Below are 25,781 nucleotides of genomic sequence, written 5' to 3' on the forward strand. Positions count from 1 at the left end.
CGGTGACAGCACGGATGCCGATGCGGCCGCCGATGCCCTGGGCAGCGACACGCCGACCACGGTCACCGGTGTCGTGAAAGGCACTCTGGAAGACGATGACGCGCTTGCGGCAAACGTCAACGACACGACCGGTACCGAGATCGCCGGCAGCTACGGCACGCTGACCCTCAACAGTGACGGCAGCTACAGCTACGTGCTGGACAACGGCAATGCCGAGGTCCAGTCACTGAACGATGACAGCGACCCGCTGAGCGACGTCTTCACCTACGGCATCACCGATGCCGATGGCGATGTCTCCCGCACTACGCTGACCATCAATATCACCGGCTCGGCAGACGCAGCGCCGGTCATCACGCTGGCTGACAAGGAAGTGACTGAGGGCACGGGTGAGACGGTCACTGACACCTTCGAGGTGGCAGCGGATGCCGGCATCGCCAGCGTCACCATCAATGGTACGGACATCACTTCGGCGTCAGTGGATAACCCCATCGTGATTCCGGGTGCGACTGATGACGAAGGCACGCTGACCATCACGGGCTACGATGCCGGCACCGTGTCCTACACCTATGTGGAGGATGGCACGGCTGCGGACCACTCGGCTGGCGACGATAGCGTGTTCGACAACTACGCCGTGGTCGTCACTGACCTGGCCGGGCAGAGCACCAGCGACAGTCTTGACGTCAAGATTCTGGATACCGCGCCGACGGCCAAGCCGGATGAGCGCGATATTGATGAAGATGCGACGGACGAGCTCACGGGCAACGTGATCGACGGTGCCAATGACAATGAGGACGTCCTGGGTGCAGATGCGCCGTTCATGGTCTGCAAACTGAACGATACCGGGATTGCCGACGGCGGCAGTGCCACGGTCACGGGCGACTACGGCACTCTGACGCTCAACAGTGACGGCAGCTATACCTACGTTCTGGATACCACCAAGACGCAGTCTCTGGCAGAGAATGAACCGGCGGAAGATGTCTTCACCTATGTGCTGGAAGACAGCGATGGTGACTACTCCAGCACTACGCTGACCATCAATATCACCGGCTCGGCCGACGCAGTGCCGGTCATCACGCTGGCTGACAAGGAAGTGACCGAGGCCACGGGTGAGACGGTCACTGACACCTTCGAGGTGGCAGCGGATGCCGGCATCGCCAGCGTCACCATCAATGGCACGGATATCACTTCGGCGTCAGTGGACAACCCCATCGTGATCCCGGGCGCGAGTGATGACGAAGGCACGCTGACCATCACGGGCTACGATTCCGGCACCGTGTCCTACACCTATGTGGAGGATGGCACGGCTGCGGACCACTCGGCTGGCGACGATAGCGTGTTCGACAACTACGCCGTGGTCGTCACTGACCTGGCCGGGCAGAGCACCAGCGACAGCCTTGACGTCAAGATTCTGGATACCGAGCCTGTCGCCAATGACGATACCTACACCATTACCGAGGGCGATACGGCAGCGAATAGCGGTCCGGTCCTGAATACGAACGTGATATCCAGTGTGGTGGGTAACGGTCTGGATGAGCTGGGCGCTGATGGCGTGACCATCACGCATCTCGATGGCATTTCACTGGCAGACAATGAGGGTAGCGTTACCGTCGATGGCAGCTACGGCAGCTTGACCATCGAAAGCGATGGCTCTTTCAGTTATGACCTGGATGACGAGAAAGCTCAGGTATTGGACACTGGCGAAGTTGCCAAGGAAGAGTTTGCGTACATCATTACTGATACGGATGGCGACAGTGATACTGCTGTCATCACGATCAATGTGGAGGGGACAAACGACAAGCCAGTGGCCTATAACGATGGTGCGTTCCCTGTCGAGGAAGATACGCCAGTCAGTGGCAATGTCCTGTCCAATGATACCGATATTGATGGTGATGAGTTGAGCGTCGTGAGCTTCACTGTTGACGGCGTTACGTACGACTCGGGCAAGACAGCGGATCTTGGCGAAGTCGGCACACTTCTGATCAATGCTGACGGTACCTTCACCTTCACGCCCGGTGAGAATTACAACGGTCCGGTACCCAACACCACCTATGTGATCACGGATGGCATCGAGTTTGATGAAGCCATTCTCAGCTTCAAGGACGTCGCAGCGATTGATGACCCTGTCGTCATCAGTGCCGATGATGGCGCTGTTGCCGAAGATGGTGTGACGGAAGCTTCAGGGACGCTGACCGCGACCGATGTCGATAGTGACGCGCCGACGTTCACGCCGGCCACTGACGACAGCAGTCTCTACGGTACCTTCGTCGTCGATGCTGACGGCAACTGGACCTATGCACTGGATAACGACGCTGCCGCTGTGCAGGGGCTGACATCTGCCGACACGATCAATGAGCAGTACATCGTGCAGCTCAGCGATGGCTCCAGCACGACAGTGGATATCGTCATCAAGGGGACTGATGATGCGCTGCCGGTCATCAGTTCACTGGAAGACCGGTCCGTCACCGAAGCGACCGGAAGCACGCTCACCGATACCTTTACCGTGAAAGCTGCGGCAGGTATCGCGGCAGTGACGATCGCTGGCGTGGATATCACGGATGCCAACACCTCACCGGTAGTGATCTCCAATCCAGATGGCGAAGGGACGCTGACCGTCACTGGCTATGATGCCGACACCGGAGTGGTCTCCTACAGCTATGTGGAAGATGGCACTGCGGCTGATCATTCCGGTGGCGATGACAGCGTCGTCGATGGTTTCACCGTCGTAGTGACGGATCTGGCAGGCCAGAGCACCAGTGACAGTCTTGATGTCACGGTGCTGGATACGGTGCCGGTAGCCAACGCTGATGCGCGCAGCATTGGCGAGAATCGCACTTCTGCCATCACCGGCAATGTCGTGGAGGGCACATCGGCGACTGCCGATACTCTGGGTGCCGATGCGGTAACCGTGACTGCCGTCATCGCCGGAACGGAGACTGCCCCGGTGAGCGATGGCGCGGCGGCCGTGATCACGGGTGAGCACGGCGAGCTGACCCTGGCGGCGGATGGATCCTACAGCTATCAGTCAGCACACGACGACCTGCAGTACCTGGCGGCCGGTGAGTCGGTCACGGATGTCTATACCTATGTGATCACGGATGCTGACGGTGATACTGCCACTACCACGCTGACCATCACCATCAAAGGTAGCAACGATGCGCCGGAGATAAGTGTCAGCAGTGGCGACAGTGCCGCCGCCAGCCTGACGGAGACGGGTTCACCGCTGAGTGCCAGCGGGACTCTGTCGGTGGATGACGTGGATCTCAGCAATAGCGTGACGCCGAGCGTTACCGGCGTCTCCAGTGATGGCGATACCGGCACGTTGGACAACGATGACCTGCTTGCGCTGCTGGGTGTGGATACCGGGGCCATCATCGATGACGAGAGCACTGAAGGTACGCTCAACTGGTCCTTCGACAGCAGCGCTGCCGGGGAAAGCTTCGACTACCTGTCTGCAGGCGAGTCGCTGGTCTTGACCTACACCGTCACTGTCACGGATACGGCGGGAGCGACAGCTACCCAGGATGTCACCATTACCATTCAGGGGACGAATGATGCCCCGGTGGTGACTGCGACTGAAGGCCGCGTCAGCGAAGAAGGGCTCGAAGGTGGTATCGCCGACAGCGATGCGGCTGATGGCTTCACGGATACCACCGATGCCACCACCGTCACCGGTACGGTTTCCGTCACGGATGTCGACAGTGACAGCGTGTCGCTGGTATTGACGGCTCCTGCCACGGCCATCACCTCCGGTGGCAGTGCGGTGACCTGGTCCGGCAGCGGCACCCAGTCAATGGTGGCAACCGATGCTGATGGCAATGAAGTCGCGACGGTGACCATCGATGACAGCGGCGCCTATACCTTCACTCTGAGTCAGGCGGTCGATCACTCGGGTGATGGTGAAGATGTCCTGTCTCTGGACTTCGGTGTGCTCGCAACGGATAGCGAAGGCGCCAGCTCCACCGGCACGCTGACCATCGGCATCGAGGATGATGCCCCCGAGCAGCAGGAAGCGCAGAGCTTCTCGTCCACCTTGGTGGATACCAATGTCACAATAATGCTGGATATCTCGGGTTCAATGAGTACGAGTGATGGAGTTGACAATAGCACTCGTCTTCAGAGTGCTATTGATTCGGTCAAGGTGCTTCTAGATTCTTACGATGATTTCGGTGACGTGATGGTCAACCTTGTTGTCTTCCAATCTTACGCATCGTATGCGCCTGGCTGGGTAACGGTCGAAAGAGCTTCATTGTTATTGGATACATTGGAAGCCGGTGGTGCTACCAATTATGATTCTGCTCTTGATACGGCAATGTGGAATTTTAATGCAGATGGTGCTCTTGAATCGGCACAGAATGTGTCTTATTTCTTCTCCGATGGCATACCTAATCGTCCTTCTGGAACTGCTGGGATTTCAGCTGGTGAAGAAGTCGAATGGCAACAATTTTTGATCGATAATTCAATTAAGTCTTACTCAATTGGTTTGGGAGGCTCTGTCAATGAGAGCAATCTTGATCCGATTGCCTATGACGGTTCAGCGGATGAAGACCTCGATAGCACTGTCGTTACCAGCTTTGAGGATCTCGACGATACCCTCGCCGCTACTGTCCAATCACCGGTCAGTGGTCAGCTTGTCTCGGGCAGCTCCGTGGATGGCAGTCTGTTGGGGGCGGATGGCGGTTATCTGCAATCGGTCACCGTGGATGGCACGACCTACAGTTATGACCCGGCCACCAACACCGTGTCTGCAGTGGGCACGGACAATAGCAGCTACGATGCGGGCAGCCTGGAGTTGACCATCTCTACGGACCTGGGTGGCAGCATGCTGTTCAATCTGGGGAGCGGTGACTTCGCCTACACGCCGCCTAGCAATGTTACTGAGCGCTCCACAGACAGCTTCGATTACGTGACGGTCGACAATGACGGGGATACCAACGCCTCAAGTGTCAGCATCGACGTCGACAAGCTGTCGGTCCTGATCGGGACCTCTGGCAACGAGACCCTGATGGGCGATGGCGATGGCCCGTTCTATGCGGACTATCTGATTGGCCAAGGCGGCAATGACACCCTGAGCGGTGGCGAGGGCAGCGATCGTCTGGAAGGTGGCAGCGGCAACGATACGCTGCGGGGCGGCACCGGCAACGATATCCTCTCTGGTGGTGAGGGCGATGATCTTCTAGTCGGAGGTGCCGGCAATGACATCCTGACCGGCGGCGATGGTGCCGATACCTTCCAGTGGCTGAGCGGTCATGACATCAACAGCGAAGGCGGCAGGGCGACGGATACCATCACCGACTTCAGTGTCGCGGATGGTGATGTCATCGATCTTTCCGATCTGCTTCAGTCCAACGATGATGCCGATACGCTCTCGAGCTTCCTGCACTTCGAGTCAGATGGAGAAGGTGGCACCAATATCGAGATCAGTGTCGATGGATCCGACGGCAGCAATATCACGCAAGAGATCAATCTGCAGGATGTCGACCTGACATCAGGTGGTGACACGGATACGCAGATCATTCAATCTCTGCTCGACAGCAACAGTCTCAAGACGAACGTTGACGGCTGAATCGATGTGATAGGGGAGATGGCTTAGGCTGTCTCCCCTTGCTGTATTAGACTTTGCCGTAGAGACATCTGCGAAGTGCCCTACTAAGGAGGACAGGTTGAGCGATCAACCCACGCCATTAAGACCGGAGCCCGTTGGCGAGAGGGAGGGCGACCCCCTTCTCAATGCGCTGGTCTTCATGGCGCGTTACCACGGCAATCCCAGATCTGCAGCAGTGCTGGTCGATGGCCTTCCCATGGAGGAAGGCCGTCTTCCCCTGGCGCTTGTCAGTCGTGCCGCGGCACGTGCCAATCTGAGTGCCAAACTGGTCAACCAGCAGATCACGGCCGTCAGCGACATGCTGATGCCGTGCATTCTCATACTCAAGGAAGAGCGTGCTGTCGTCTTGCTGGAGGTCGACAACGACGCAGGCAAGGCCAGGATTCATCAGCCTGAGGCCGAGGGTGATGAGCTGGTCGACATCGAGTCTCTGGCTGAGCGTCATGATGGGCGTGTCGTCTATCTCAAGCAGGAGCACCGCTTTGATGAACGCGCACCGGAAACACTCAAGCAGAGCGATGGCCATTGGTTCTGGTCAACGCTGAAGCTGTCGCGGCCGATCTATCGTGACGTGATTCTGGCGTCGATATTGATCAACCTGTTTGCCGTGGCATCGCCACTGTTCGTGATGAACGCCTATGACAAGGTCGTGCCCAATCTGGCCTTCAACACGCTGTGGGTCTTGGCGACGGGCATGGCGATCATCATGGTGTTCGACTTCGTGATGCGCCAGACACGTGCCTACTTCATGGACACGGCCGGCAAGAAGTCCGAGGTGTTGCTGACCTCGAAGCTCTTCTCCAAGACCATGAACCTGCGGATGGAAGCGCGTCCCGGCTCCGTCGGTGGCTATGTGAAGCACCTGCAGGAGTTTGATTCGATCCGCGAGTTCTTTACCTCCGCGACCCTGACCACCCTGGTCGATCTGCCGTTTGCCCTGCTGTTCCTGCTGGTGATCTGGATCGTGGCGGGGCCATTGGTTCTGGTGCCCTTCGCCGCGCTCGTGATCCTGCTTGTCTACAGTCTGGCGATCCAGAAGCCGCTGCGCAGCAGCATCGAGCAGGGGTCGCGCCTGGCGACGGAGCGCAATGCGCGCCTCGTCGAAGCGGTCTCCGGCCTCGAGAGCCTCAAGCTGGCCAATGCTCAGGGCGAAACCCAGCGTCGATATGAACGCGCCGTCGGGCAGATCGCGCATTGGGGGGTGAAAAGCCGCAACCTGACGACCTCTGTCAGCTCGTTGAGCATGTCGCTGACACAGGCCACCACGGTGGCGCTGGTCGTGTTCGGGGTCTATCTGATCGCGGATGCACGCCTGTCTGTCGGTGGCTTGATCGCTGCGGTCATGCTGTCCGGGCGAGCGTTGCAGCCGCTGGGACAGTTGGCGTTGCTGATCACGCGCATCGGTCAGACTCGCAGTGCCATGAGTGCGCTTGAGCAGATCATGGCATTGCCGGAAGAGTCGGAAGATCGTCGTTACGTTCACCGCGAGCACCTGCAGATGCGCATCGAATTCGACCGCGTCGGCTTTGCCTATGCGCCGAACACGCCGCCTGCCGTGTCGGATATCTCACTGACCATCAACCCAGGTGAGAGGATCGCGATCATCGGGCGTATCGGTGCTGGCAAGAGTACCTTGCAGCGTCTTGTCTCTGGCCTGTATCGCGCCACGGCGGGCAGCGTTCGAATCGATGGACTGGATCTCAATCAGCTGCATCCCGCTGACGTACGTCGGCATATCGGTCATGCGGGCCAGGACAGTTCACTGTTCTTCGGCTCCATTCGCGACAACATCACCCTCGGCCAACCACACGCCAGTGACGTACAGGTCGAACTCGCGGCTGATGCCTCCGGTGTGACCGAATTCACTCGTCATCACCCTGAAGGACTGGACCGTCAGGTGGGTGAGGGTGGGCGCATGCTCTCCAGCGGTCAGCGTCAGACGGTCTTGCTGGCACGCGCGCTCTTGATGCGTCCTCCGCTCTTGCTGCTCGATGAGCCCGGTTCGCACATGGATAACCGCGCCGAGCTGCGCCTGCGCAGAATGCTCAAGTCCCTGCCACGCAGCCAGACGCTGGTGCTGGTCACCCACAAGAGCAGCATGCTCGACGTGGTAGACCGCGTCATCGTCATGGAAGGGGGGCGCATCGTCGCCGATGGTCCCAAGCAGCAGGTGCTGAGCGCCCTGAATGAAGGCCGTGTCGCCGGGCGCAAGCAGGAGGTGAATCGTGGCTAAGGCACCGATTGAGCAGCGTGACCTTCACCATCTCGACGATGTCAGTTCGGCCGTGTTGCTGGCGACTCCCTGGAAGTCGCGCATCCTGATCTGGATGGTGCTCGCATTCGTGGTCATCTTCGTGATCTGGGCCAGTCAGGCGAGTCTGGAGGTCGTCACGCGCGGGTCCGGCAAGGTCGTGCCCTCGACGCACCTGCAGGTCGTCCAGAACCTGGAAGGCGGTATCGTGCGCGAGATCTATATCAAGGAAGGTCAGGTCGTCTCGCCGGGGGAGCCACTGCTGCGCATCGACGACACCAGTGCAGGTTCCGATCTGCGCGAGCGTGTCTCGACCCTCGATGGCCTGCAGGCCACCATCATGCAGTACGACACCGAGCTTGATTCCATCGAGGTCAACGCCTCCGCGGATGCCTGGAAGGATCAGGTGAGCGTGAAGAATATCGAGTTGCCCTTCGACGAAGAATTCAAGGCACGCAGTCCCGCTCTCGTGTCGCGTGCGATGACGGCGTATCGCACGCATCTGAATCAGCTCAACAGTGGCCTCAATGGCGCGCGTGAACAGATTCTGCAGAAGGAGCAGGAGTTGCGTGAGTTGAGATCGCGCATCAACAGTCTCGAGCGCAGTTATCAACTGTCACGTCGCGAGCTCGGCATGACGGCCCCGCTGGTGCGTGAAGGCGTGGTCTCTCAGGTGGACCTTCTCAAGATCCAGCGTGAGGTCAACGACCTGCGGGGTGATCTTGAGTCGGCGCGTCTGGCCGTGCCGGGCAAGCAATCGGAGCTGGATGAGGCCATCTCGAATCGGGTCGGCGTCGCGCAGGAATTCCGCTCACGTGCTGCGGAAGAGCTCGCCAAGACCCAGGCGGATCTGGGTCGCTTGCGTGAGGGGCGCACCAGTCTTCAGGACCGACTCGATCGTACTTTGGTGACCTCTCCGGTTCAGGGCGCCATCAAGACGCTGAATATCAATACCATAGGTGGCGTCATCGAGCCTGGGGAAGACCTGATGGAGATCGTTCCCATCGAGGATCAGCTGCTGGTTCAGGCGCGAGTCGCTCCCAAGGACATCGGCTTCCTGAGAATCGGACAGCCGGCCGTCGTCAAGTTATCTGCCTACGATTTCACCATCTACGGTGGATTGGAAGGCAAGGTCGATCAGATCAGTGCGGATACTGTGCAGGATGAAGAAGGCAACAGTTTCTACGAGATCAAGGTGCTGACGGAGCAGAACCACCTTGGTAGTGACTCGGATCCGCTCACGATCATCCCGGGCATGCAGGCCAGTGTCGATGTGATCACTGGCAATCAGACCGTACTGCAATATTTGATGAAGCCGATTCTGCGCGCCAGGCAAGGTGCCTTGCGTGAACGTTGATCAAGGATTTGATGGATTCGAGGGTAACTCATAATGAAAAAGACACTCTTGGCGTTGAGCATCGCCGCAGGGACGGGGTTTGGCGTTCAGGCTTCGGCTGCGACTCTTGAAGAGGCCGTATCCCGAGCGGTAATGGAAAACCCGCGCACGCGTGTTCAGGTTTCACGTCACATCCAGCGACTCGAAGAAGCGGAAACCCAGCGCGGGGCGTATCGCCCGACGGTGGATCTGACCGGTCGCCTGGGTTATGGCAAGTTCGACTCGGAAGATGACGGCGTCAATGACGATGACGACTGGCATGATTACACGCGCCTTGATCTGACCATCCGTCAGCTGCTCTGGGACGGCAACACGACAATCGAGCGCATCCGCCAGGCCGAGACAGAGGCGGATTACCAGCGCCTGCAGGTCGCGGCCGAGGCCAATGACATCGCGCTGGATACGGCCGGTGCCTATCTGCAGGTCATGCGTGATGAGCTGATTCTCAAGTATGCACAAGCCAATCTCGAGGCTCACCGTCGCATCTCGAATGATATCGGGCGGCGTGCGGAATCCGGCCTTGGTGCGCGCAGTGACGTGCGTCAGGTGGATGGTCGTCTGGCCAATGCCGAAGCCAGCGTGCTGTCATCGATCAACAATCTCGAGGATTCCCGCTCTGCCTATCTGCGTCTGGTGGGCGAGATGCCGTCGGACCTCAGCATGCCGGGCATCGACACCAGCCTGCTCAGCGAGGATGTCGAGAGCGCCTACGTGCAGGCCAATCAGCGCAACCCGCTGTTGGCGGCAGCGCGGGTCTCCATTGACGCTGCACGCCATGAAGTGAACGCCGAGAAGGGCGATAACTATCCCGAGTTCAGTCTCGAGGGCAATCGCACGCTGGACAATGATTATGATCAGGACAAGAGCAAGTCAGACGACTGGAGCGTCGAACTGGTCATGCGCTACAACCTGTATCGTGGCGGCCGTGATCAATCCGAGATCCGCGGTCGTCAGGCAGCGCTGGAAGCGGTCGAGCACGACAATGATCGCGTGATGCGCGATGTGCGTGACGAGATTCGTCTGGCATGGAATGCCCGCGAGAACCTCAAGCGTCAGATCGATTACCTGGAAAGTTATGTGCGTGCCGCGACCGATACCCGCGAGAGTTATCGCAAGCAATTCGATATCGGGCGCCGCACATTGCTGGACCTTCTGGATAGCGAGAGTGAGCTGTTCACCTCTCAGCAGAACCTGATTCGCGCCCGTTTTGATCTGGAAACCGCCAACTATCGCCTGCTGTCGGCGACCGGCGCTCTGCTGGATTCCATGAATGTTGCCGTCCCCGTCCAACAACAGGGCTAAGCCACTCACGGCGCTCCCGCACCCTGGATGCGCCGTTGCCATGCTGATGGTTGATGAGGAAATCAGATGAGTCTTTCGCGCCGCCTGTTTACCTTGATGTTGCTGGTATTGTTGGGGTTCTCCCTCGGTATCTTCTTCATCCAGGTCAACAACACCCGTGATGCATTGGCCGAACGACAACGCGTCGAACTCTCGAATCTCGCCCAGAGCCTGAGTCTCGCGCTGGTGCCACATGTAGAGCTTGGCGATGCCGCCAGTGCCGAAGCCCTGATACGTGCCACGGTGGATGGTGGTCATGTGCGCGATGCCAGGCTGGAGAGCGTGGCCATCGCGACACCCATCGCTTTCAATGTCGTGCGCGAGAGTCTGGCCCCGCAGTGGTTTCGTGACCTGATCCCCATGCCGGTGGAATCGGCGAGCCGCGAGCTGCCGGGTGGTTGGGCGTCGCTGGGCACGATCAGCCTGACCGGCGAATCTGCCCAGGGCTATGACCAGCTCTGGCAGCTGGCCAAGCGTCTGGCGCTGTGGCTGTTGCTCGGCGGCCTGATCACGCTGCTGATTGCCTCATTGGTCATGCGCCGTCTGCTGCGCCCGTTGGAGCGTCTCTCGTCTCGCCTCAATGAGATGGAGACGCAGCGCTTCGACGCGCCGCTGGAAGAGACCAGCGTGGCGGAGCTCAAGGGCATCACCTCGGCGGTCAATCGTCTGGGACAGCGCCTGCAGACCCAGTTCGAGGCTCAGGCCGCGCAGTTGGCGCGTCTGCAGCGCCAGGCGGAAGAAGACTCGGTATCGGGGCTTGGCAACCGCGGCTATTTGAATCGAGCGGTCGATGAGTGGCTGAGCGAGCCAATGGGTGGCAGCTTCGCGCTGCTGCGCGTGTCGCATATCGAGGTGGTGTATCGCGAGCAGGGCTACAAGGGGCGTGACGCCCTGGTGAAAGCCATCGCGCGCAAGCTGGAAGATCGCGAACTGGCGGGTGAGGCGATCATCGCCGCGCGTCTGGCCAATAGTGATTTCGGCCTGTTGCTGCCGGAAACCGACGAGACTCGGCTTCAGGAGTTTCTCACGCTATTGGCGGAGGACATCGACAATCTGCTGGATGCCAATCCGCTGGTGGATACTCCGCCGGAGAACTGTGCCCTTGGCGCCGTTCGGCGTGAGCCGGGCATGCAGCGCACCCAGATGTTTGCCGTAGCAGATGCCACGCTTCGTCAGGCCATCGAGCAAGGATCGGGCGTGGAACTGGCCCCTGCGGGTGGCCGTGCGCGTCCGCGAGGCGAGTGGCGCGAGATCATCGAAAAGGCTCTGGATTCCCCCAAGGGGCTCGATTTCGTCGCTCAGCCGGTGTTGCTCAATGATGGTGGCGAGCTCCACCGCGAGCTGTTTGCCCGTCTGCGCGATGGTGATGAACTGCATCGTGCGGGTGATTTCCTGCCCGTGATTCGCCATTTCCGCATGGGGGCGCAGTTTGATCTGCGCGCTCTGGAGTGGCTGGCGTCCTATATCGACAGGATTGAAGTGCCCAGGCTGGCGCTCAACCTGACCGAAGAAACCTTCGACGATGAAGCCAGTTATATTGGTCTGCTCAACTGGTTGGCGGCGCATCCGCGCCTGTGCAAGCGTCTGGATATCGAGGTGTCCGAAAGCATCGCCCTCAGGCATCAGGAGCGTATCAAGATGCTGTTCCGACATGCTCGTCGACTGGGCGCGCGGGGTGGCATCGACCGCTTCGCCCGTGAGCTGAAGGAGCTCAGCTATCTGTCGGCGCTGCGGCCTGATTACGTCAAGATCGACCAGGCGTTCTTCAAGCGCGAAGATGTCGACACCGAGCTGTTGCAGAGTCTGTGCATGACCGCGCATCAGGTCGAGTCGCAGGTCATCGTGACCCGCGTCGAGTCCGAGGCGGATCAGGAGCGGGCGATGTCGCTGGGCGCAGATGGCTATCAGGGCTTCGTGTCACCGGCAGTCGATGTCATGGCAAGGCTCGCCAATCCAGCAGAAGATATGCCTCGCTAAGTGACATTCAGGGTGCCTCGACATGAATCATCGCCGCTGGTGGGAGGGTCTTGCGGTCGGGGTGCTGCTGGCGTTGTCGCTCGGTGCGGGTCTGGCACAGGCGGTGGATTCCCGCCAGTTCATCCAGATCTACGGGACAGGTGGCTGGAATCGTGTGCAGCAATGGCAGCAACTGTTGCAGCGTCTGGAGGGCGCGCCGATCAGGCGTCAGTTGAGCGAAGTGAACGATTTCTTCAATCGTCTCAACTTCACCGATGACCTCAGCGTCTGGGGAGCGACCGATTACTGGGCGACGCCGCAGGAGTTTCTGGGGGCAGGGGCTGGTGATTGCGACGACTTCGCCATGGCCAAGTACCTGACCCTGCGCGAGCTTGGCGTACCGGAAGACCGCCTGCGTCTGCACTACGTCAAGGCGCTCAGCCTCAACCAGTTCCACATGGTCGTGACCTATCAGGGCGCCAATACGCGCAATCCTGATGTACTGGACAACCTGAACAGTTCCATCCTGCCGGCCAGTGAGCGCACGGACCTGCTGCCTATCTACAGTTTCAATGGCAGTGCGCTGTGGATGAGCAAACGTCTGGAAGGGGGCAAGCGCATCAGCGACAGCCGAGGCCTTTCAAGTCTGTCTGATTGGCAGAAGCGCCGCGCACAAGGGGTGCTGAGAGTACCGCGTCATAAACGGCCATGAGCCTGGCGGCGAAAGCCCCCTCGAGGAATGGCGATTGAGCTCTGCCAAGCACTATTAAGCACTACAGCATGACAAGACACCCCGTGACCTTCCGGTCGCGGGGTGTCTTGTCATTCAGGCGTTGCTGGCCAGAGCCCTTGCGAGCTTCCCCGTACAGATTGCGGGGCACGCATTAGCGGGGCGTATTGCCGCGCAGGTGCAGGATCTCGAGCAGATTGCCGTAGCGATGGCGGCTCGGCATCGTGGCCAACCCCGAAAACAGTAGCCAGAACATGCGCCGGCCACGTGTCAGACGATGCGTATGCTGCAGCAGGCGTGACAGCAGCTGGCTGTCATCGAAGCCCTTGAAGTTGGGCGTCATGCTGACCTGTTCTCGCACCAGTACCGGCGCCATCTCCAGCCGATAGAGCTTTTCCAGTTCCTGGAAGCTAAGCCCCTGGGCTTCGACGACTTCTGCCATGTGCTGATACTCGGCTTCACGTGGGTCGCGCTCCAGCCACAGTGGAGACAGCGCCAGCCAGATGTCCTGTCGGCGCTCGAGCAGGGCGGCCACATCGGGGGCGAGGTGAGCGTTCTGATCGTTCATGAAAACATCCTGGGCAGAGCCTGTCGGACAGTGCGGCTGGCAATCAGCGGCGAATGCAGGACGGCAGTGGAATGGCAGTACGTGAAAAGGCCTACATGATACGGCAGCCGCCGCGGCTGGCTCCAGTGATATGCAGGCAGATGGCGGATCATGACGGCAGGGCGGACAGCGTCGCCGACAGCCGCTAGAATAGCGCCCATGAGCTGGCACTGAGCCTGCTTTACGGGATTCGAACGCCCTATTTCACGATACGCTTCACCACCCAAGGACGGCCATTGCCTGCTGTCAGGGTGAAGCGAGTATCGCATCGGCGGGTACACGCCGGGCCAACAGCAAACGAGGTTCTTTACGTGATCATCAAACCCAAGGTTCGTGGCTTCATCTGCACCACCACACATCCCAAGGGCTGCGAGCAGAATGTCGCCGAGCAGATCGCCATCACCCGCAAGACAGTCGGTGACAAGCGTGACGGTGGTCCGAAGAAGGTGCTGGTGATCGGTTCTTCCAGCGGCTATGGCCTCGCGGCACGCATCACGGCAGCCTTCGGCTATGGCGCCGATACCCTGGGCGTGTTCTTCGAGAAGCCGGGCACCGAGAAGAAGGCCGGCACCGCAGGCTGGTACAACTCTGCCGCCTTCGACAAGTTCGCCAAGCAGGAAGGCCTCTACAGCCAGGCCATCAATGGCGATGCCTTCTCGCACGAGACACGCGCCAAGGCCATCGAGCTGATCAAGGCCAACATGGGCGAAGTCGACCTCGTCGTCTACTCACTGGCCTCTCCGGTGCGCAAGCTGCCGGATAGCGGTGAAGTGAAGCGCTCCGTGCTCAAGCCGATCGGCGAGACCTACCGTGCGACTGCCATCGACACCAACAAGGACGCCATCATCGGAGCGGAGGTCGAGCCGGCCACCGAGCAGGAAATCGAAGATACCGTCACCGTGATGGGTGGTCAGGATTGGGAGCTGTGGATGCAGGCGCTGGACGATGCCGGCGTGCTGGCTGAGGGCGCCCGCTCCGTCGCCTTCAGCTACATCGGTACCGAGATCACCTGGCCGATCTACTGGCACGGTGCGCTGGGTCGCGCCAAGGAAGATCTGGACCGCGCCGCCGGCAGCATCCACGAGAAGCTGTCCGCCAAAGGCGGTCGTGCCCACGTGGCCGTGCTCAAGTCCGTGGTCACCCAGGCCAGCGCCGCGATCCCGGTCATGCCGCTCTACATCTCCATGGTCTACAAGATCATGAAGGAGAAGGGCCTGCACGAAGGCACCATCGAGCAGCTCAACCGCTTCTACGCCGAGCGCTTCTACGGCGAAGGCGAGATCGCCACCGACGAGTCCGGCCGTCTGCGTCTCGACGACTGGGAGCTGAAGGACGACGTCCAGCAGGCCTGTCAGGAACTGTGGCCGCAGGTCACCAGCGACAACCTGTTCGACATCACCGACTACGCCAGCTACAAGCAGGAATTCTTGAAGCTGTTCGGCTTCACCCGTGACGACGTCGACTACGATGCCGATGTCGCCACCGATGTCGAATTCGATGTCGTTCAGATGTAAGAGCGCCTCAATATAAGCGCGCCTCAGCATAGGCGCCGAGGGCTTGGCAGCTCGCTGAGCGCTGCCCGCTGAGCACTGCATGTTGAGCAATGACGACGCCATCCTTCGGGGTGGCGTCGTCGTGAGTGGTGCCCTCATCTCGAGCGTCATGCCAGTCCGGGCCAGGCACAAGTGCCAGAGGCATGGCACAATATGGCGCCACCCTCACGCGACGGACCTCGACTCACACTCATGCCCGTGGATTCACTGGTTTCCCCCCAGGCCCAGCAACGCCAGATAGGCTTCGTGCTGCTGCCCGGCTTCTCGTTGTTGTCCCAGGCCTGTGCGCTGGAGCCCCTGCAGGTGGCCAATCAGCTCGCGGGGCAGACACTCTATCGGGCCGTCACCTTCGCGCTTGACGGGCGCGGCGTGGCGTCCGCGGCGGGCTTGAGTCTCTCGCCGGACAGTCTGGTCGCCAGTGATTCGCGCCATCTGGACGCCCTGTTCGTGTGCGGTGCTCAGCCGGCGGGCGAGGCAGGCCTGCAGGAGGTAGCCTCGAATCCCGCGCTGCTGGCCTGGCTCAAGCGTCTGGCCGAGCGTGGCGTGATGCTGGGCGGCATCTCCACCGGCACTCGTGAGCTGGCCCGCGCCGGGTTGCTCGATGGCTATCGTGCGACGATCCACTGGCAGCGCGCCGAATCCTTCCGCCGCGACTTCCCGCAGGTCAACGTCTCCCATCAGCTTTATGAGCTGGACCGCGATCGTGTCACCTGCGGCGGCGGTACCGCGGCGATGGACATGATGATGACGCTGATCGCCCAGCAACATGGTCGCGCGCTGGCCGAGAAGGTCTCCGAGCACTTCGTCTGCGAGCGTATCCGGCTGGCGGACGAGCCGCAGCACGTGCCGCTCAAGAACCGTTTCGCCCATGCGCCCCAGCCGCTGGTGGAGGCCGTGACGCTGATGGAGGCCAATATCGAGGAGCCGCTGTCCACCCACGAGATCGGCGAGCACCTCGGCATCTCGCGGCGTCAGCTGGAGCGCCTGTTCAAGAAGCATCTGCAGGCGGTGCCCAGCCGCTACTATCTGGATCTCCGCCTGGCGCGCTCGCGTCAGCTGCTGCGCGAGAGCGATCAGCCGATCGGCGAGATCGCGCTGGCCACCGGCTTTTCCAGCGCCGCTCACTTCTCCACGGCGTTTCGCAACCATTTCGGGCGCAGCCCCCGCGACGAACGTCTCATGCTGCAGGCCTGACCCCTGCCCTGGATGACAAAAGTCGCCTCCTGACATAAGTCGTCGTCCTTTCGCTGAAAGTCTTTGTCATCTCGCCTCCCTATACTCGAGTGTCATGACTCGTGGCTTGCCGAACATCGGCCGGCCATGCCAAGACCCCGCGATGAGGAAGAGACGATGACCCAGCTGACCCGTGCCGATTTCGACCATGCCATGGTGCCCAACTACGCACCCCAGGCTGCCATTCCGGTACGCGGCGAGGGTAGCCGTCTGTGGGATCAGGAAGGTCGCGAGTACATCGACTTCGCCGGTGGCATCGCCGTCACCTCGCTGGGTCACTGCCACCCGGCGCTGGTCAAGGCGCTCAAGGACCAGGCCGACAAGGTCTGGCACCTGTCCAACGTCTACACCAACGAGCCGGCACTGGCGCTGGCCAAGGCGCTGACCGAGCGCACCTTCGCCGACAAGGTCTACTTCTGCTCCTCCGGTGGTGAGGCCAACGAGGCCGCGCTCAAGCTGGCGCGTCGTTTCGCCCACGACACCCATGGCGAGAAGAAGGACAAGATCATCTCCTTCCGTCAGTCCTTCCATGGCCGTACCTTCTTCACCGTCAGCGTCGGTGGCCAGCCCAAGTATTCCCAGGGCTTCGGGCCGATCCCGGGCGGTATCCAGCACGCCGAATTCAACAATCTCGACTCCGTGCGCGAGCTGATGGGCGATGACACCTGCGCGATCATCGTCGAGCCGCTGCAGGGCGAGGGCGGCATCATCCCGGGCGAGCAGGCCTTCCTGGAAGGACTGCGTGAACTGTGCGACCAGCACGATGCGCTGCTGATCTTCGATGAAGTCCAGAGCGGTGCCGGGCGTACCGGCCACCTGTACGCCTACCAGCACTTCGGAGTGGTGCCGGACATCCTGACCACCGCCAAGGGCATCGGCGGCGGCTTCCCGCTGGGCGCCATGCTGACCACCGATCGCATCGCGCCGGCCATGGCCATCGGCACTCACGGTTCCACCTACGGCGGCAACCCGCTGGCGTGTGCCGTGGGTCTGGCGGCGCTCGAGACCATCGACACGCAGGAAGTGCTCAAGGGCGTCGCCCACCGCCACGAGTTGCTGCGCAACGGTCTGGAAGGCATCGCCAAGCGTCACGGTGTCTTCAAGGAAGTACGTGGCATGGGTCTGTTGATCGGTGCCCAGATGGCGCCGGATTACGCAGGGCGTGCCAAGGACATTCTCAACCTGGCGATGGAAGAAGGTCTGATGGTGCTGATCGCCGGTCCTGACGTGCTGCGTCTGGCACCGTCGCTGGTGATCAGTGAAGAGGAGATCCAGAGCGGTCTCGACAAGCTCGACCGCGCCGTGGCGAACTTCGTCGCCGCCTCTGCATCTGCATGAGCAGCGCCATGAGCAGTGCCCCGATGCTGGTGGTGCGGCCTGCCGAAAGCCGCGATCTGCTCGCCCTTGAGCGGCTCGCGGCCACGGCCACGCCTCGCCTGACCAATCTGCCGGCACATCGTGACCGCCTCGAGGAGCGTATCCTGCGCTCCCAGCGCAGTCTGCGTGCCGAGATCGACTTCCCGGGCGATGAGATCTACTGCTTCGTGCTGGAAGATCTCGACACCGGCGAAGTGGTCGGTACCGCCTCGCTGCGCGCCGAGGCTGGCGCGCGGGAGGCCTACTACACCTATCGTCAGGAAACGCTGATCCACGCCTCGCAGCAGCTCAACGTGCGCCACGAAGTGCAGACGCTGTCGCTGTCGCATGAGGTGTCGGATGCCACGCTGCTGTGCGCACTGTCGCTGGATGCCCGCTACCGCGAGACGGATGCGGACAGCCTGCTGCGCCGCGCACGCCTGATGTTCATCGCTCAGTACCCGGAACGCTTCGCCACCGAACTGGCGGTGGCCTTCCCGGGCTATCTGGAAACGCGCGACGAGCGTCAGGTCAGCCCTTTCTGGGACAGCGTCGGTCAGCACTTCTTTGATCGTGATTTCAATGAAATCAATCAGATGGCGGGGGTGCGCTCCAAGAGCTTCATCGCCGAAGTCATGCCGCCGTTCCCGCTCTATCTGCCGCTGCTCACCCCCCAGGCGCGCGCCGCCATCGGGCGTGAGAATCCGCGCCATGAGTACGCCATGCGGGAGATGCTCGCCGAGGGCTTCTCGCGCTCGCGTCATGTCGATATCTTCGATGCCGGCCCCTTGCTGCTGGCGGAGTGCGAGCGTCTGCACACCTTCAAGCAGTGCGGTTGGCATCCGGTGCGTATCCGCCCGCAGGAAAGCCTGCCGGATGCGGTGCCGGCGATGGTGGCCAACCAGCGTCTCGGCGATTTCCGCTGCGTGCTGGCGCGCTATGCCCTGACGCCGACCGGCCAGTTGATGCTGACGCCGCAGCAGGCCGAGGTGCTGGGCGTGGAAGAGGGGCGTGCGGTGCTTGCCGTGCCGATGCCATTGCCGACGATGGATGAGGGAGAGTTGTAATGCGCATTCGTCCTATCGCTCGACACGATATCGAAGGCCTCAAGGTACTGGCGCGGGAAACCGGTGTCGGCTTCACCTCGCTGCCGGACAATCATGAGTTTCTCAGTGCCAAGATAGAGCGCACCCTGGCCGCCTTCGAGGGCCGCGAACCCAGCGATGATCGCCTGTACTTCTTCGTGCTCGAGGATGATCGCGATGGCAGCATTGCGGGCTGCTGCGCCATCGAGGCCTGCGTGGGCACCGATGCGCCGTTCTATCACTATCGTCTCGGTTCGCTGGCGCATTCCTCGGTGCAGCTCGATCTGCATCGCACCCTGGATACGCTGACGCTGTGCTCCGATCACACCGGCGATGCCGAGGTCTGCTCGTTGTTCCTGCGTGAGGGCTGGCGCAAGGACCGCAACGGCGCGCTGCTCTCCAAGGTGCGCTGGCTGTTCATGGCCCAGTTCCGCGCGGCTTTCCCCGACAAGGTGCTGGCCGAGATGCGCGGTGTCTTCACGCCCGAAGGACGCAGCCCGTTCTGGGAGTGTCTGGGCAGCCACTTCTTCCCGATGGACTTCAATGAGGCCGACCGCCTCACCGGCATGGGCCAGAAGAGCTTCATCGGCGAGCTGATGCCCAAGTTCCCGATCTATACGCCGTTTCTCTCCGAGCCCGCGCGGGCCGCCATCGGGCAGGTGCATGAGCACACCCGTCCGGCGGTGGCGATGCTCAAGAAGGAAGGGCTGCGCTGGGAAGGCTACGTCGACATCTTCGATGGTGGCCCGACGGTCGAGGCCTATATCGATGATGTGCGTGCCGTGCGTGACAGTCAGCTGGCGAGTGTCGAGGTCATCGCGGGTGATGCCCCGGCCTGCGAGCGTCCCGCCGTGATGGCTGCCACCACCGGCATGGCCGACTTCCGCGCCAGCTGGATCAGCCACGACGTCACCCGGGGCGACTCCGGCGCCTGCCATGTGCGTCTGCACCGTGATGAGGCCGAACGCCTCGGCGTCACCGGCGGCGACACGCTGCGCGTGCTGGCCGGCTGAAGCGTCCGACACGGGCCTCCGCTTTTTTGCGCCATCTCGCAGGCGTATACCGCCTTGCGTCCTTTTGCCATCAGCGGGGCAGATCGCCAACTGCCCCGTGATCTCCTTGTTCAGCGCCGCTCGCGCGGCGCGCCCTTTCGATGAGGCATGCCATGACCACTACGAATTCGACTCCCGCCACACTCAACGTGCGTCAACAGCTCTTCATCGACGGCGCGTGGCAAGCGGGTGAGGCCGGATCCTTCACCAAGACCGACCCCGTCTCCCACGCACCTCTGTGGCAGGGCGCCGCTGCCACTGCCGAGCAGGTCGAGCAGGCCGTCGCGGCAGCGCGTCAGGCATTCCCTGCCTGGGCGCGCCTGGGCTTCGAGGCGCGTCTGGCGGTGGTGGAGCGCTTCCGCGATCAGCTGGAGCAGCACCGCGAAGCGCTGGCGGTCAGCATCGCCAGCGAAACCGGCAAGCCGCTGTGGGAAGCGCGCACCGAGGTCGGCGCGATGGTCGGCAAGATCGCGATCTCGGTGAAGGCCTATCACGAGCGTACCGGCGAGCGCGCCAGGGATGTCGCGGGCACCCAGGCAGTCCTGCGCCACCGTCCGCACGGTGTGATGGCGGTCTTCGGCCCCTACAACTTCCCAGGCCATCTGCCCAACGGCCACATGGTGCCGGCGCTGCTGGCGGGCAATGCCTGCGTGTTCAAGCCCTCCGAGCTGACCCCGGCCACCGCCGATCTTACCCTGCAGTGCTGGGAGGCCGCGGGCCTGCCCGCCGGCGTGATCAATCTGGTGCAGGGCGCGGCGGAAGTCGGCCAGGCCCTGTCCCAGTCTGAGGGCATCGATGGGCTGCTGTTCACCGGCAGTGCCAAGGTCGGCAAGCTGCTGCACCGTCAGTTCGCCGGTCAAGTCGGCAAGTTGCTGGCGCTGGAACTGGGCGGCAACAACCCGCTGGTGGTGCGCGATGTGCAGGATGAAACCGCCGCGGTGCTGGCGATCATCCAGTCGGCCTTCGCCTCGGGCGGTCAGCGCTGTACCTGTGCTCGACGCCTGATCGTGCCGCAGGGCGAGGTCGGTGATCGTCTGATCGAGACACTGGCCACGGCGCTGCGTGAGCTGCGGGTGGCGGGGCAGTTCGCGCAGGACGCCCCCTTCTATGGCGGCCTGGCCAGCGTCGCCGCGGCCGAGGGGCTGCTCAAGGCGCAGGACGATCTCGAAGCGCTGGGCGGCAACGTCATCGTGCGCATGCAGCAGGTGGAAGAGGGCACCAGTCTGCTCAGCCCGGCGCTGATCGATGTCACTGGCCTTGCGCTCGAGGACGAGGAATTCTTCGGTCCGCTGCTCAAGATCCACCGCTACGCCGATTGGGACGACGCCCTCGCGCTGGCCAATGACACCCGCTACGGCCTCTCGGCCGGGCTGATCGGTGGCGATCGCGCTGACTGGGACGACTTCCTGCTGCGCATTCGCGCAGGCATCGTCAACTGGAACCGTCAGACCACTGGCGCCTCCGGCGACGCGCCCTTCGGTGGCATCGGCGACAGCGGCAACCATCGCCCCAGTGCCTATTACGCCGCCGACTATGTCAGCTATCCGGTCGCCTCGATGGAAGCCGAGGAGCTGGCGCTGCCCGCGAGCCTGCCGGCCGGTATCCGTCTGTAAGACCGTCCGTTCGGGCACCGCTGCCGCTTACCCATTGTTGACCACGACGCTCGCCGTGCCTGTTTGCTGAGCTGGCAAGGCGTCGTGGCAGGAGACCTTCATGTCCGATACTCCGTATCAAGAGATCAATTTCGACGGCCTGGTCGGCCCGACCCACAACTACGCCGGTCTGGCGCATGGCAACGTGGCCTCGATGCGCCACGGCGGGCTGGCCTCCAATCCGCGCGAAGCCGCGCTGCAGGGCCTCGACAAGATGAAGTCGCTGGCGGATCTGGGTTATGCACAGGGGATTCTGCTACCGCAGCAGCGCCCGGACCTTGGGGCGCTGCGTGATCTCGGCTTCACCGGCAGCAACGCCCAGGTGTTGAAGGCGGCCAGCGAGCAGGCGCCGCAGCTACTGCGCGCGGTGTGTTCCGCCTCCAGCATGTGGACGGCCAACGCCGCCACCGTCACGCCGTCGCGCGACAGTGGTGATGGCCGCGTGCACTTCACGCCGGCCAACCTGCAATCCAGCTTCCACCGCTACCTGGAGCCCGCGACCACCGGGCGCATCCTGGGCGCCATCTTCGCCGACGATGGCCACTTCGCGCATCACCCCGCGCTGCCCGCGACGCCGGCCTTCTCCGATGAGGGCGCCGCCAACCATACGCGGCTGTGCGATGGCCACGGCGGGCCGGGCGTGCACCTCTACGTCTATGGCCGTCAGGCCTTCGGCGGTGACGGCGTCGAACCGCGTCGCTATCCGGCGCGCCAGACGCTGGAAGCCAGTCAGGCCGTCGCGCGTCAGCATGGCTTGAGCGAAGAGCAGGTGGTATTCGCCCAGCAGCACCCGGACGCCATCGATGCCGGCGTCTTCCACAACGACGTCATCGCGGTGGGCAATGGCCCGGTGCTGTTCTATCACGAGCTGGCCTTCCGCGATGAAGAGGCGGTGCTTGACGAGATTCGCGCCAAGCTGTCCACGCCGCTGATCCCGATCCGCGTGCCGTTGGAAGCCGTCAGCCTCGAGGATGCCGTCTCCTCCTATCTGTTCAATTCTCAGCTGCTCTCCAACGACGATGGCAGCATGACGCTGGTGGTGCCGGGTGAGTGCCAAGAGAACGAGGCGGTATGGAGCGCGCTGCAGAATGCGATTCTGGCCGGCCCGAACCCGATCGGCGAAGTGCTGGTCAAGGACGTGAAGCAGAGCATGCGCAACGGCGGCGGCCCGGCTTGTCTGCGTCTGCGCGTGGTGCTCAGCGACGCCGAGCGCGCCGCGCTGTCCGGGCGCGTGATGATGACCGATACGCTGCACGCCGAGCTGGGTGACTGGGTCAAGCGTCACTACCGTGACAGCCTGACACCGGCAGACCTCGCCGATCCACAGCTGGCCGAGGAGACACTGTCGGCACTGGATGAGCTGACGCGGCTGTTGAAGGTCGGCAATGTCTACGCCTTCCAGCGCTGATCGTCCCCGCTGAAGTCCACAACGACACAGCCCCCATCGGTCTCGCCGGTGGGGGCTGTGTCGTTGTGGAGATGTGATCAGAGGTCTGAGATGTGAGCGGCGGATGCCGTGGCGCGATTCAGGCCAGCTGTGGCTGGATCACGCGCGTGGGCTCGCGGCGCACCGGCCAGTGCACGATGGCGGCCAGCAGACCGAAGATGCCGCTGGAGATCCATAGCAGGTCGTAGCTGCCGGTCAGCTGATAGACCACACCACCGCCCCAGGCCCCCAGGAAGGCACCGACCTGATGAGCGGCCAGCACCATGCCGAACACGAAGGCCTGACGCTTCTGGCCGAAGTAGAGCGCCACGGCCTGACTGGTCAGCGGCACCGTCGACAGCCACAGAATGCCCATGATCGCGCCGAAGGCGTAGAGCAGCATGCTGCTGGGCGGGATGACCACCATCGCCATCACCAGCGCGGCGCGGCACAGATAGATCAGCATCAACAGCTGCGGCGGGTGACGGCGGCCGCCCCAGGCACCGAACAGGATGGTACCCGCGATATTGAGCGCGCCGATGATCGCCAGCGTGTTGCCGGCCACGTTCAGGGGCAGGCCGCAGGCGACCACGAAATTGGGCAGGTGGGTGGCGATGAAGGCGACGTGCACACCGCAGACGAAGAAGCCGCCGGCGAGCGCCAGAAAGCGCCGGTCCTGCAGCAGCGGGCCCTGGCTCGGGATATCCTCCGCTGGTGCCTCACTGCCGGCCGGCGGGCGACGCAGCAAGGGCAGAGCCATGGGAATCAGCAGCAGACAGCTGGCGCCGAGAGCCAGCATGGCGATCTTCCAGTCGATCAGCACCAGCATCGGGGTCGCGACCGAGTAGATCAGCTGCCCGAAGGAGCCGCCGGCCGAGGCGATGCCCAGCCCGATGCCACGATGCTGAATGGGAACCACGCGCGTGACGGCAGCCAGCACCAGGGGGAAGGTGGTCGCGCCGATGCCGATGCCGGCCAGCACGCCGGCGCCCAGCATCCACACCGTCGGGGTCGGCCAGAGGGCGGTGACGCCCATGCCGACCGCATAGCACAGGCTACCGACGAGGAAGACGCTGAGCGTGCCGAAGCGGTCCGACAGCTTGCTGGCGATGGGCGCGGCCAGCCCGAAGACCAGATTCTGGATGGCAAGCGCGAATGACAGACTCCCCATGCCCCAGGTGAGTTCGCTGGCCATCGGTGGCAGCATGAAGCCCATGGCCTGCCGCGCGCCGGTATTGATGGCGAGAATCAGCGCTGCCAACGCGATCGCTGCCTTCCAGTTCAGTTGCATGTCTGGCCCACCCCTGTCGTTATCATTGTGCTGCGGACTCCACTGCCTGTGGGCGGAAGATCACCTTGAGACCTTGGTCTCTATATTCCACTTTATTCTCATGGATGGGCGCATCCCGAATACGTCAACGACGGTAGCAGAAGCGACAGCGCAGTCGTTGCTTGTCACGTACGGTCGTGGCGCGGACGTCGCCGACCCCGCCACCTCAGGAGGTAGTGATGCATATCGGTCTGCTGCAATGCGATGACGTCAATCCGGCCCTCATCGAGCGGCACGGCAACTATCCCGCCATGTTCCAGGCCCTGCTCACTAGCAGCGATCCGGATATCCGGCTCAGCGTCTGGCGCTGCCTGGATGGCGAGTTTCCCGAGCAGCTGGATGCCTGCGATGGCTGGCTGATCACGGGGTCAAAACATGGCGTCAATGATGGGCTCGCCTGGATCACGACACTGTGCGAGTTCGTCCGGCGCGTGCATGCGGCAAAGCTGCCGCTGGTCGGTGTCTGCTTCGGCCATCAGGTGATCGCCAGGGCCTTGGGGGGTGAGGTGGAGAAACATGCACGCGGCTGGGGTGTCGGCCTGTCGTTCAATCGTGTCTGCGCGCAACGCCCCTGGATGCAACCGCCGCAAGCAGGGCTGGATCTCATCGTCAGCCATCAGGATCAGGTCAGTGTCCTGCCTGACGATGCCCGGGTGCTGGCGGACAGCGCCTTCTGCGCCTTCTATCTGATCGAGGTGGGCAGCTGCCTCGGCGTGCAGGGGCATCCCGAGTTCAGTTCCGCCTACTCACGTGACCTGATGAGTCTGCGTCGCGAACAGATCGGCGAACATCGCGTGCGCGAGGGCGAAGCCTCCCTGAGTGTCGCACCAGACAGCGCCGTGATGACGCAATGGATGCTGGCCTTCATTCGCCACTGGCGTTGAGGCCTGACCAGCGCAGGGCGCTTTTTTCACGACCCGTCAGCAACGGGCAGCAGCCATCAGGCGTCGGCAGGGACTGTCAGCTATCAGGCGCCGGCAGGCATCGGTGACGAATCGTGCCCGGCTTGCGTGGAATCCACTGCCGATCGCACCCCGCGAAACGCTATACTGTCATGCATGTCACATGCGCTGTTTACCATGGCGGGTGCCATATCCCGGTCTGGTGACATGCCCCGGTCTCGCGACACTACACTGTTTCCCGTTTGGCACCATGGTGCTGAGTCGTGACCTGTAGAATTTCGCCATTCGGGGTATGCCAATCGCGCAGCC

16 protein-coding genes are annotated in these 25,781 nt (G+C 62.1%); 14 read left to right on the forward strand and 2 right to left on the reverse strand.

Features of this window, described 5'->3' with window-relative positions; translation table 11 throughout:
• From R2R70_RS14865 to R2R70_RS14890, 6 genes are all read left to right on the forward strand, one after another.
• Positions 1 to 5,563: VCBS domain-containing protein (locus R2R70_RS14865; RefSeq protein ID WP_410978395.1), on the forward strand; the 5,563-nt coding region annotated here is incomplete at its 5' end.
• 97 nt (positions 5,564 to 5,660) lie between these two features.
• Complete coding sequence (locus R2R70_RS14870) at positions 5,661 to 7,835, forward strand: type I secretion system permease/ATPase (protein ID WP_286173943.1); 2,175 nt, start codon at positions 5,661 to 5,663, stop codon at positions 7,833 to 7,835.
• Entirely contained in the window at positions 7,828 to 9,210 is a 1,383-nt protein-coding gene (locus R2R70_RS14875) for an HlyD family type I secretion periplasmic adaptor subunit (protein ID WP_043334429.1), read from the forward strand. Before R2R70_RS14870 ends, R2R70_RS14875 begins: the two co-directional genes overlap by 8 nt.
• Positions 9,211 to 9,243: 33 nt before the next feature.
• The gene (locus R2R70_RS14880; protein WP_410978396.1) at positions 9,244 to 10,551 is read left to right on the forward strand and encodes a TolC family outer membrane protein; all 1,308 of its coding nucleotides are present in this window, start codon (positions 9,244 to 9,246) and stop codon (positions 10,549 to 10,551) included.
• 66 nt (positions 10,552 to 10,617) lie between these two features.
• Positions 10,618 to 12,567, forward strand: a complete 1,950-nt coding sequence (locus tag R2R70_RS14885; protein WP_410978397.1) for an EAL domain-containing protein — start codon at positions 10,618 to 10,620, stop codon at positions 12,565 to 12,567.
• 22 nt (positions 12,568 to 12,589) lie between these two features.
• On the forward strand, positions 12,590 to 13,258 hold the full coding sequence (locus tag R2R70_RS14890; protein ID WP_213114967.1) for a transglutaminase-like cysteine peptidase: 669 nt from the start codon (positions 12,590 to 12,592) through the stop codon (positions 13,256 to 13,258).
• A gap of 172 nt (positions 13,259 to 13,430) precedes the next feature.
• On the opposite strand, the gene R2R70_RS14895 is transcribed toward R2R70_RS14890, so the two are convergent.
• Positions 13,431 to 13,844, reverse strand: coding sequence for a hypothetical protein (locus tag R2R70_RS14895; RefSeq protein WP_166020033.1), 414 nt, complete (start codon positions 13,842 to 13,844; stop codon positions 13,431 to 13,433).
• A 350-nt stretch (positions 13,845 to 14,194) separates the two neighbouring features.
• Here R2R70_RS14895 and fabV point away from each other — a divergent pair, with 350 nt between their 5' ends.
• The 7 genes from fabV (at position 14,195) to astB (ending at position 23,222) form a co-directional block, all read left to right on the forward strand.
• Positions 14,195 to 15,397, forward strand: a complete 1,203-nt coding sequence (gene fabV, locus R2R70_RS14900) for an enoyl-ACP reductase FabV (protein WP_410978398.1) — start codon at positions 14,195 to 14,197, stop codon at positions 15,395 to 15,397.
• A gap of 231 nt (positions 15,398 to 15,628) precedes the next feature.
• Positions 15,629 to 16,630, forward strand: coding sequence for a GlxA family transcriptional regulator (locus tag R2R70_RS14905; RefSeq protein ID WP_200906740.1), 1,002 nt, complete (start codon positions 15,629 to 15,631; stop codon positions 16,628 to 16,630).
• A gap of 156 nt (positions 16,631 to 16,786) precedes the next feature.
• A complete protein-coding gene (locus R2R70_RS14910; protein ID WP_410978399.1) occupies positions 16,787 to 18,007 on the forward strand; it encodes an aspartate aminotransferase family protein in 1,221 nt (406 codons plus the stop codon).
• Positions 18,008 to 18,030: 23 nt separating this feature from the next.
• Positions 18,031 to 19,092 (forward strand): arginine N-succinyltransferase, encoded by a 1,062-nt coding sequence (locus tag R2R70_RS14915; RefSeq protein WP_410978449.1) that lies wholly within the window; start codon positions 18,031 to 18,033, stop codon positions 19,090 to 19,092.
• Positions 19,092 to 20,123 carry an arginine N-succinyltransferase gene (gene astA / locus R2R70_RS14920; protein WP_410978400.1) on the forward strand — a complete coding sequence of 344 codons (1,032 nt, stop codon included), beginning with the start codon at positions 19,092 to 19,094 and terminating at the stop codon, positions 20,121 to 20,123. Before R2R70_RS14915 ends, astA begins: the two co-directional genes overlap by 1 nt.
• A gap of 152 nt (positions 20,124 to 20,275) precedes the next feature.
• Positions 20,276 to 21,775 (forward strand): succinylglutamate-semialdehyde dehydrogenase, encoded by a 1,500-nt coding sequence (gene astD / locus R2R70_RS14925; protein WP_410978401.1) that lies wholly within the window; start codon positions 20,276 to 20,278, stop codon positions 21,773 to 21,775.
• 100 nt (positions 21,776 to 21,875) lie between these two features.
• Entirely contained in the window at positions 21,876 to 23,222 is a 1,347-nt protein-coding gene (gene astB, locus R2R70_RS14930; RefSeq protein ID WP_410978402.1) for an N-succinylarginine dihydrolase, read from the forward strand.
• A 118-nt stretch (positions 23,223 to 23,340) separates the two neighbouring features.
• Here the strand turns inward: astB and R2R70_RS14935 are convergent, their stop codons facing one another.
• On the reverse strand, positions 23,341 to 24,531 hold the full coding sequence (locus tag R2R70_RS14935) for an MFS transporter (protein WP_107336046.1): 1,191 nt from the start codon (positions 24,529 to 24,531) through the stop codon (positions 23,341 to 23,343).
• Positions 24,532 to 24,749: 218 nt separating this feature from the next.
• On the opposite strand from R2R70_RS14935, the gene R2R70_RS14940 reads away from it, so the two are divergent.
• The gene (locus R2R70_RS14940) at positions 24,750 to 25,454 is read left to right on the forward strand and encodes a glutamine amidotransferase-related protein (protein ID WP_410978403.1); all 705 of its coding nucleotides are present in this window, start codon (positions 24,750 to 24,752) and stop codon (positions 25,452 to 25,454) included.
• Positions 25,455 to 25,781: the final 327 nt, after the last annotated feature.

This window comes from Cobetia sp. SIMBA_158 (assembly GCF_046566945.1).
In the GTDB taxonomy this organism is placed as follows: Bacteria; Pseudomonadota; Gammaproteobacteria; order Pseudomonadales; family Halomonadaceae; genus Cobetia; species Cobetia amphilecti.

Excerpts from the sequence above, each read along its gene's own strand:
- R2R70_RS14880 (WP_410978396.1), top strand. The coding sequence starts at position 9,244 with ATGAAAAAGACACTCTTGGCGTTGAGCATCGCCGCAGGGACGGGGTTT.
- R2R70_RS14885 (WP_410978397.1), top strand. The coding sequence starts at position 10,618 with ATGAGTCTTTCGCGCCGCCTGTTTACCTTGATGTTGCTGGTATTGTTG.
- R2R70_RS14890 (WP_213114967.1), top strand. The coding sequence starts at position 12,590 with ATGAATCATCGCCGCTGGTGGGAGGGTCTTGCGGTCGGGGTGCTGCTG.
- R2R70_RS14895 (WP_166020033.1), bottom strand. The coding sequence starts at position 13,844 with ATGAACGATCAGAACGCTCACCTCGCCCCCGATGTGGCCGCCCTGCTC.
- R2R70_RS14905 (WP_200906740.1), top strand. The coding sequence starts at position 15,629 with ATGCCCGTGGATTCACTGGTTTCCCCCCAGGCCCAGCAACGCCAGATA.
- R2R70_RS14910 (WP_410978399.1), top strand. The coding sequence starts at position 16,787 with ATGACCCAGCTGACCCGTGCCGATTTCGACCATGCCATGGTGCCCAAC.
- R2R70_RS14915 (WP_410978449.1), top strand. The coding sequence starts at position 18,031 with ATGCTGGTGGTGCGGCCTGCCGAAAGCCGCGATCTGCTCGCCCTTGAG.
- astA (WP_410978400.1), top strand. The coding sequence starts at position 19,092 with ATGCGCATTCGTCCTATCGCTCGACACGATATCGAAGGCCTCAAGGTA.
- astD (WP_410978401.1), top strand. The coding sequence starts at position 20,276 with ATGACCACTACGAATTCGACTCCCGCCACACTCAACGTGCGTCAACAG.
- astB (WP_410978402.1), top strand. The coding sequence starts at position 21,876 with ATGTCCGATACTCCGTATCAAGAGATCAATTTCGACGGCCTGGTCGGC.
- R2R70_RS14935 (WP_107336046.1), bottom strand. The coding sequence starts at position 24,531 with ATGCAACTGAACTGGAAGGCAGCGATCGCGTTGGCAGCGCTGATTCTC.
- R2R70_RS14940 (WP_410978403.1), top strand. The coding sequence starts at position 24,750 with ATGCATATCGGTCTGCTGCAATGCGATGACGTCAATCCGGCCCTCATC.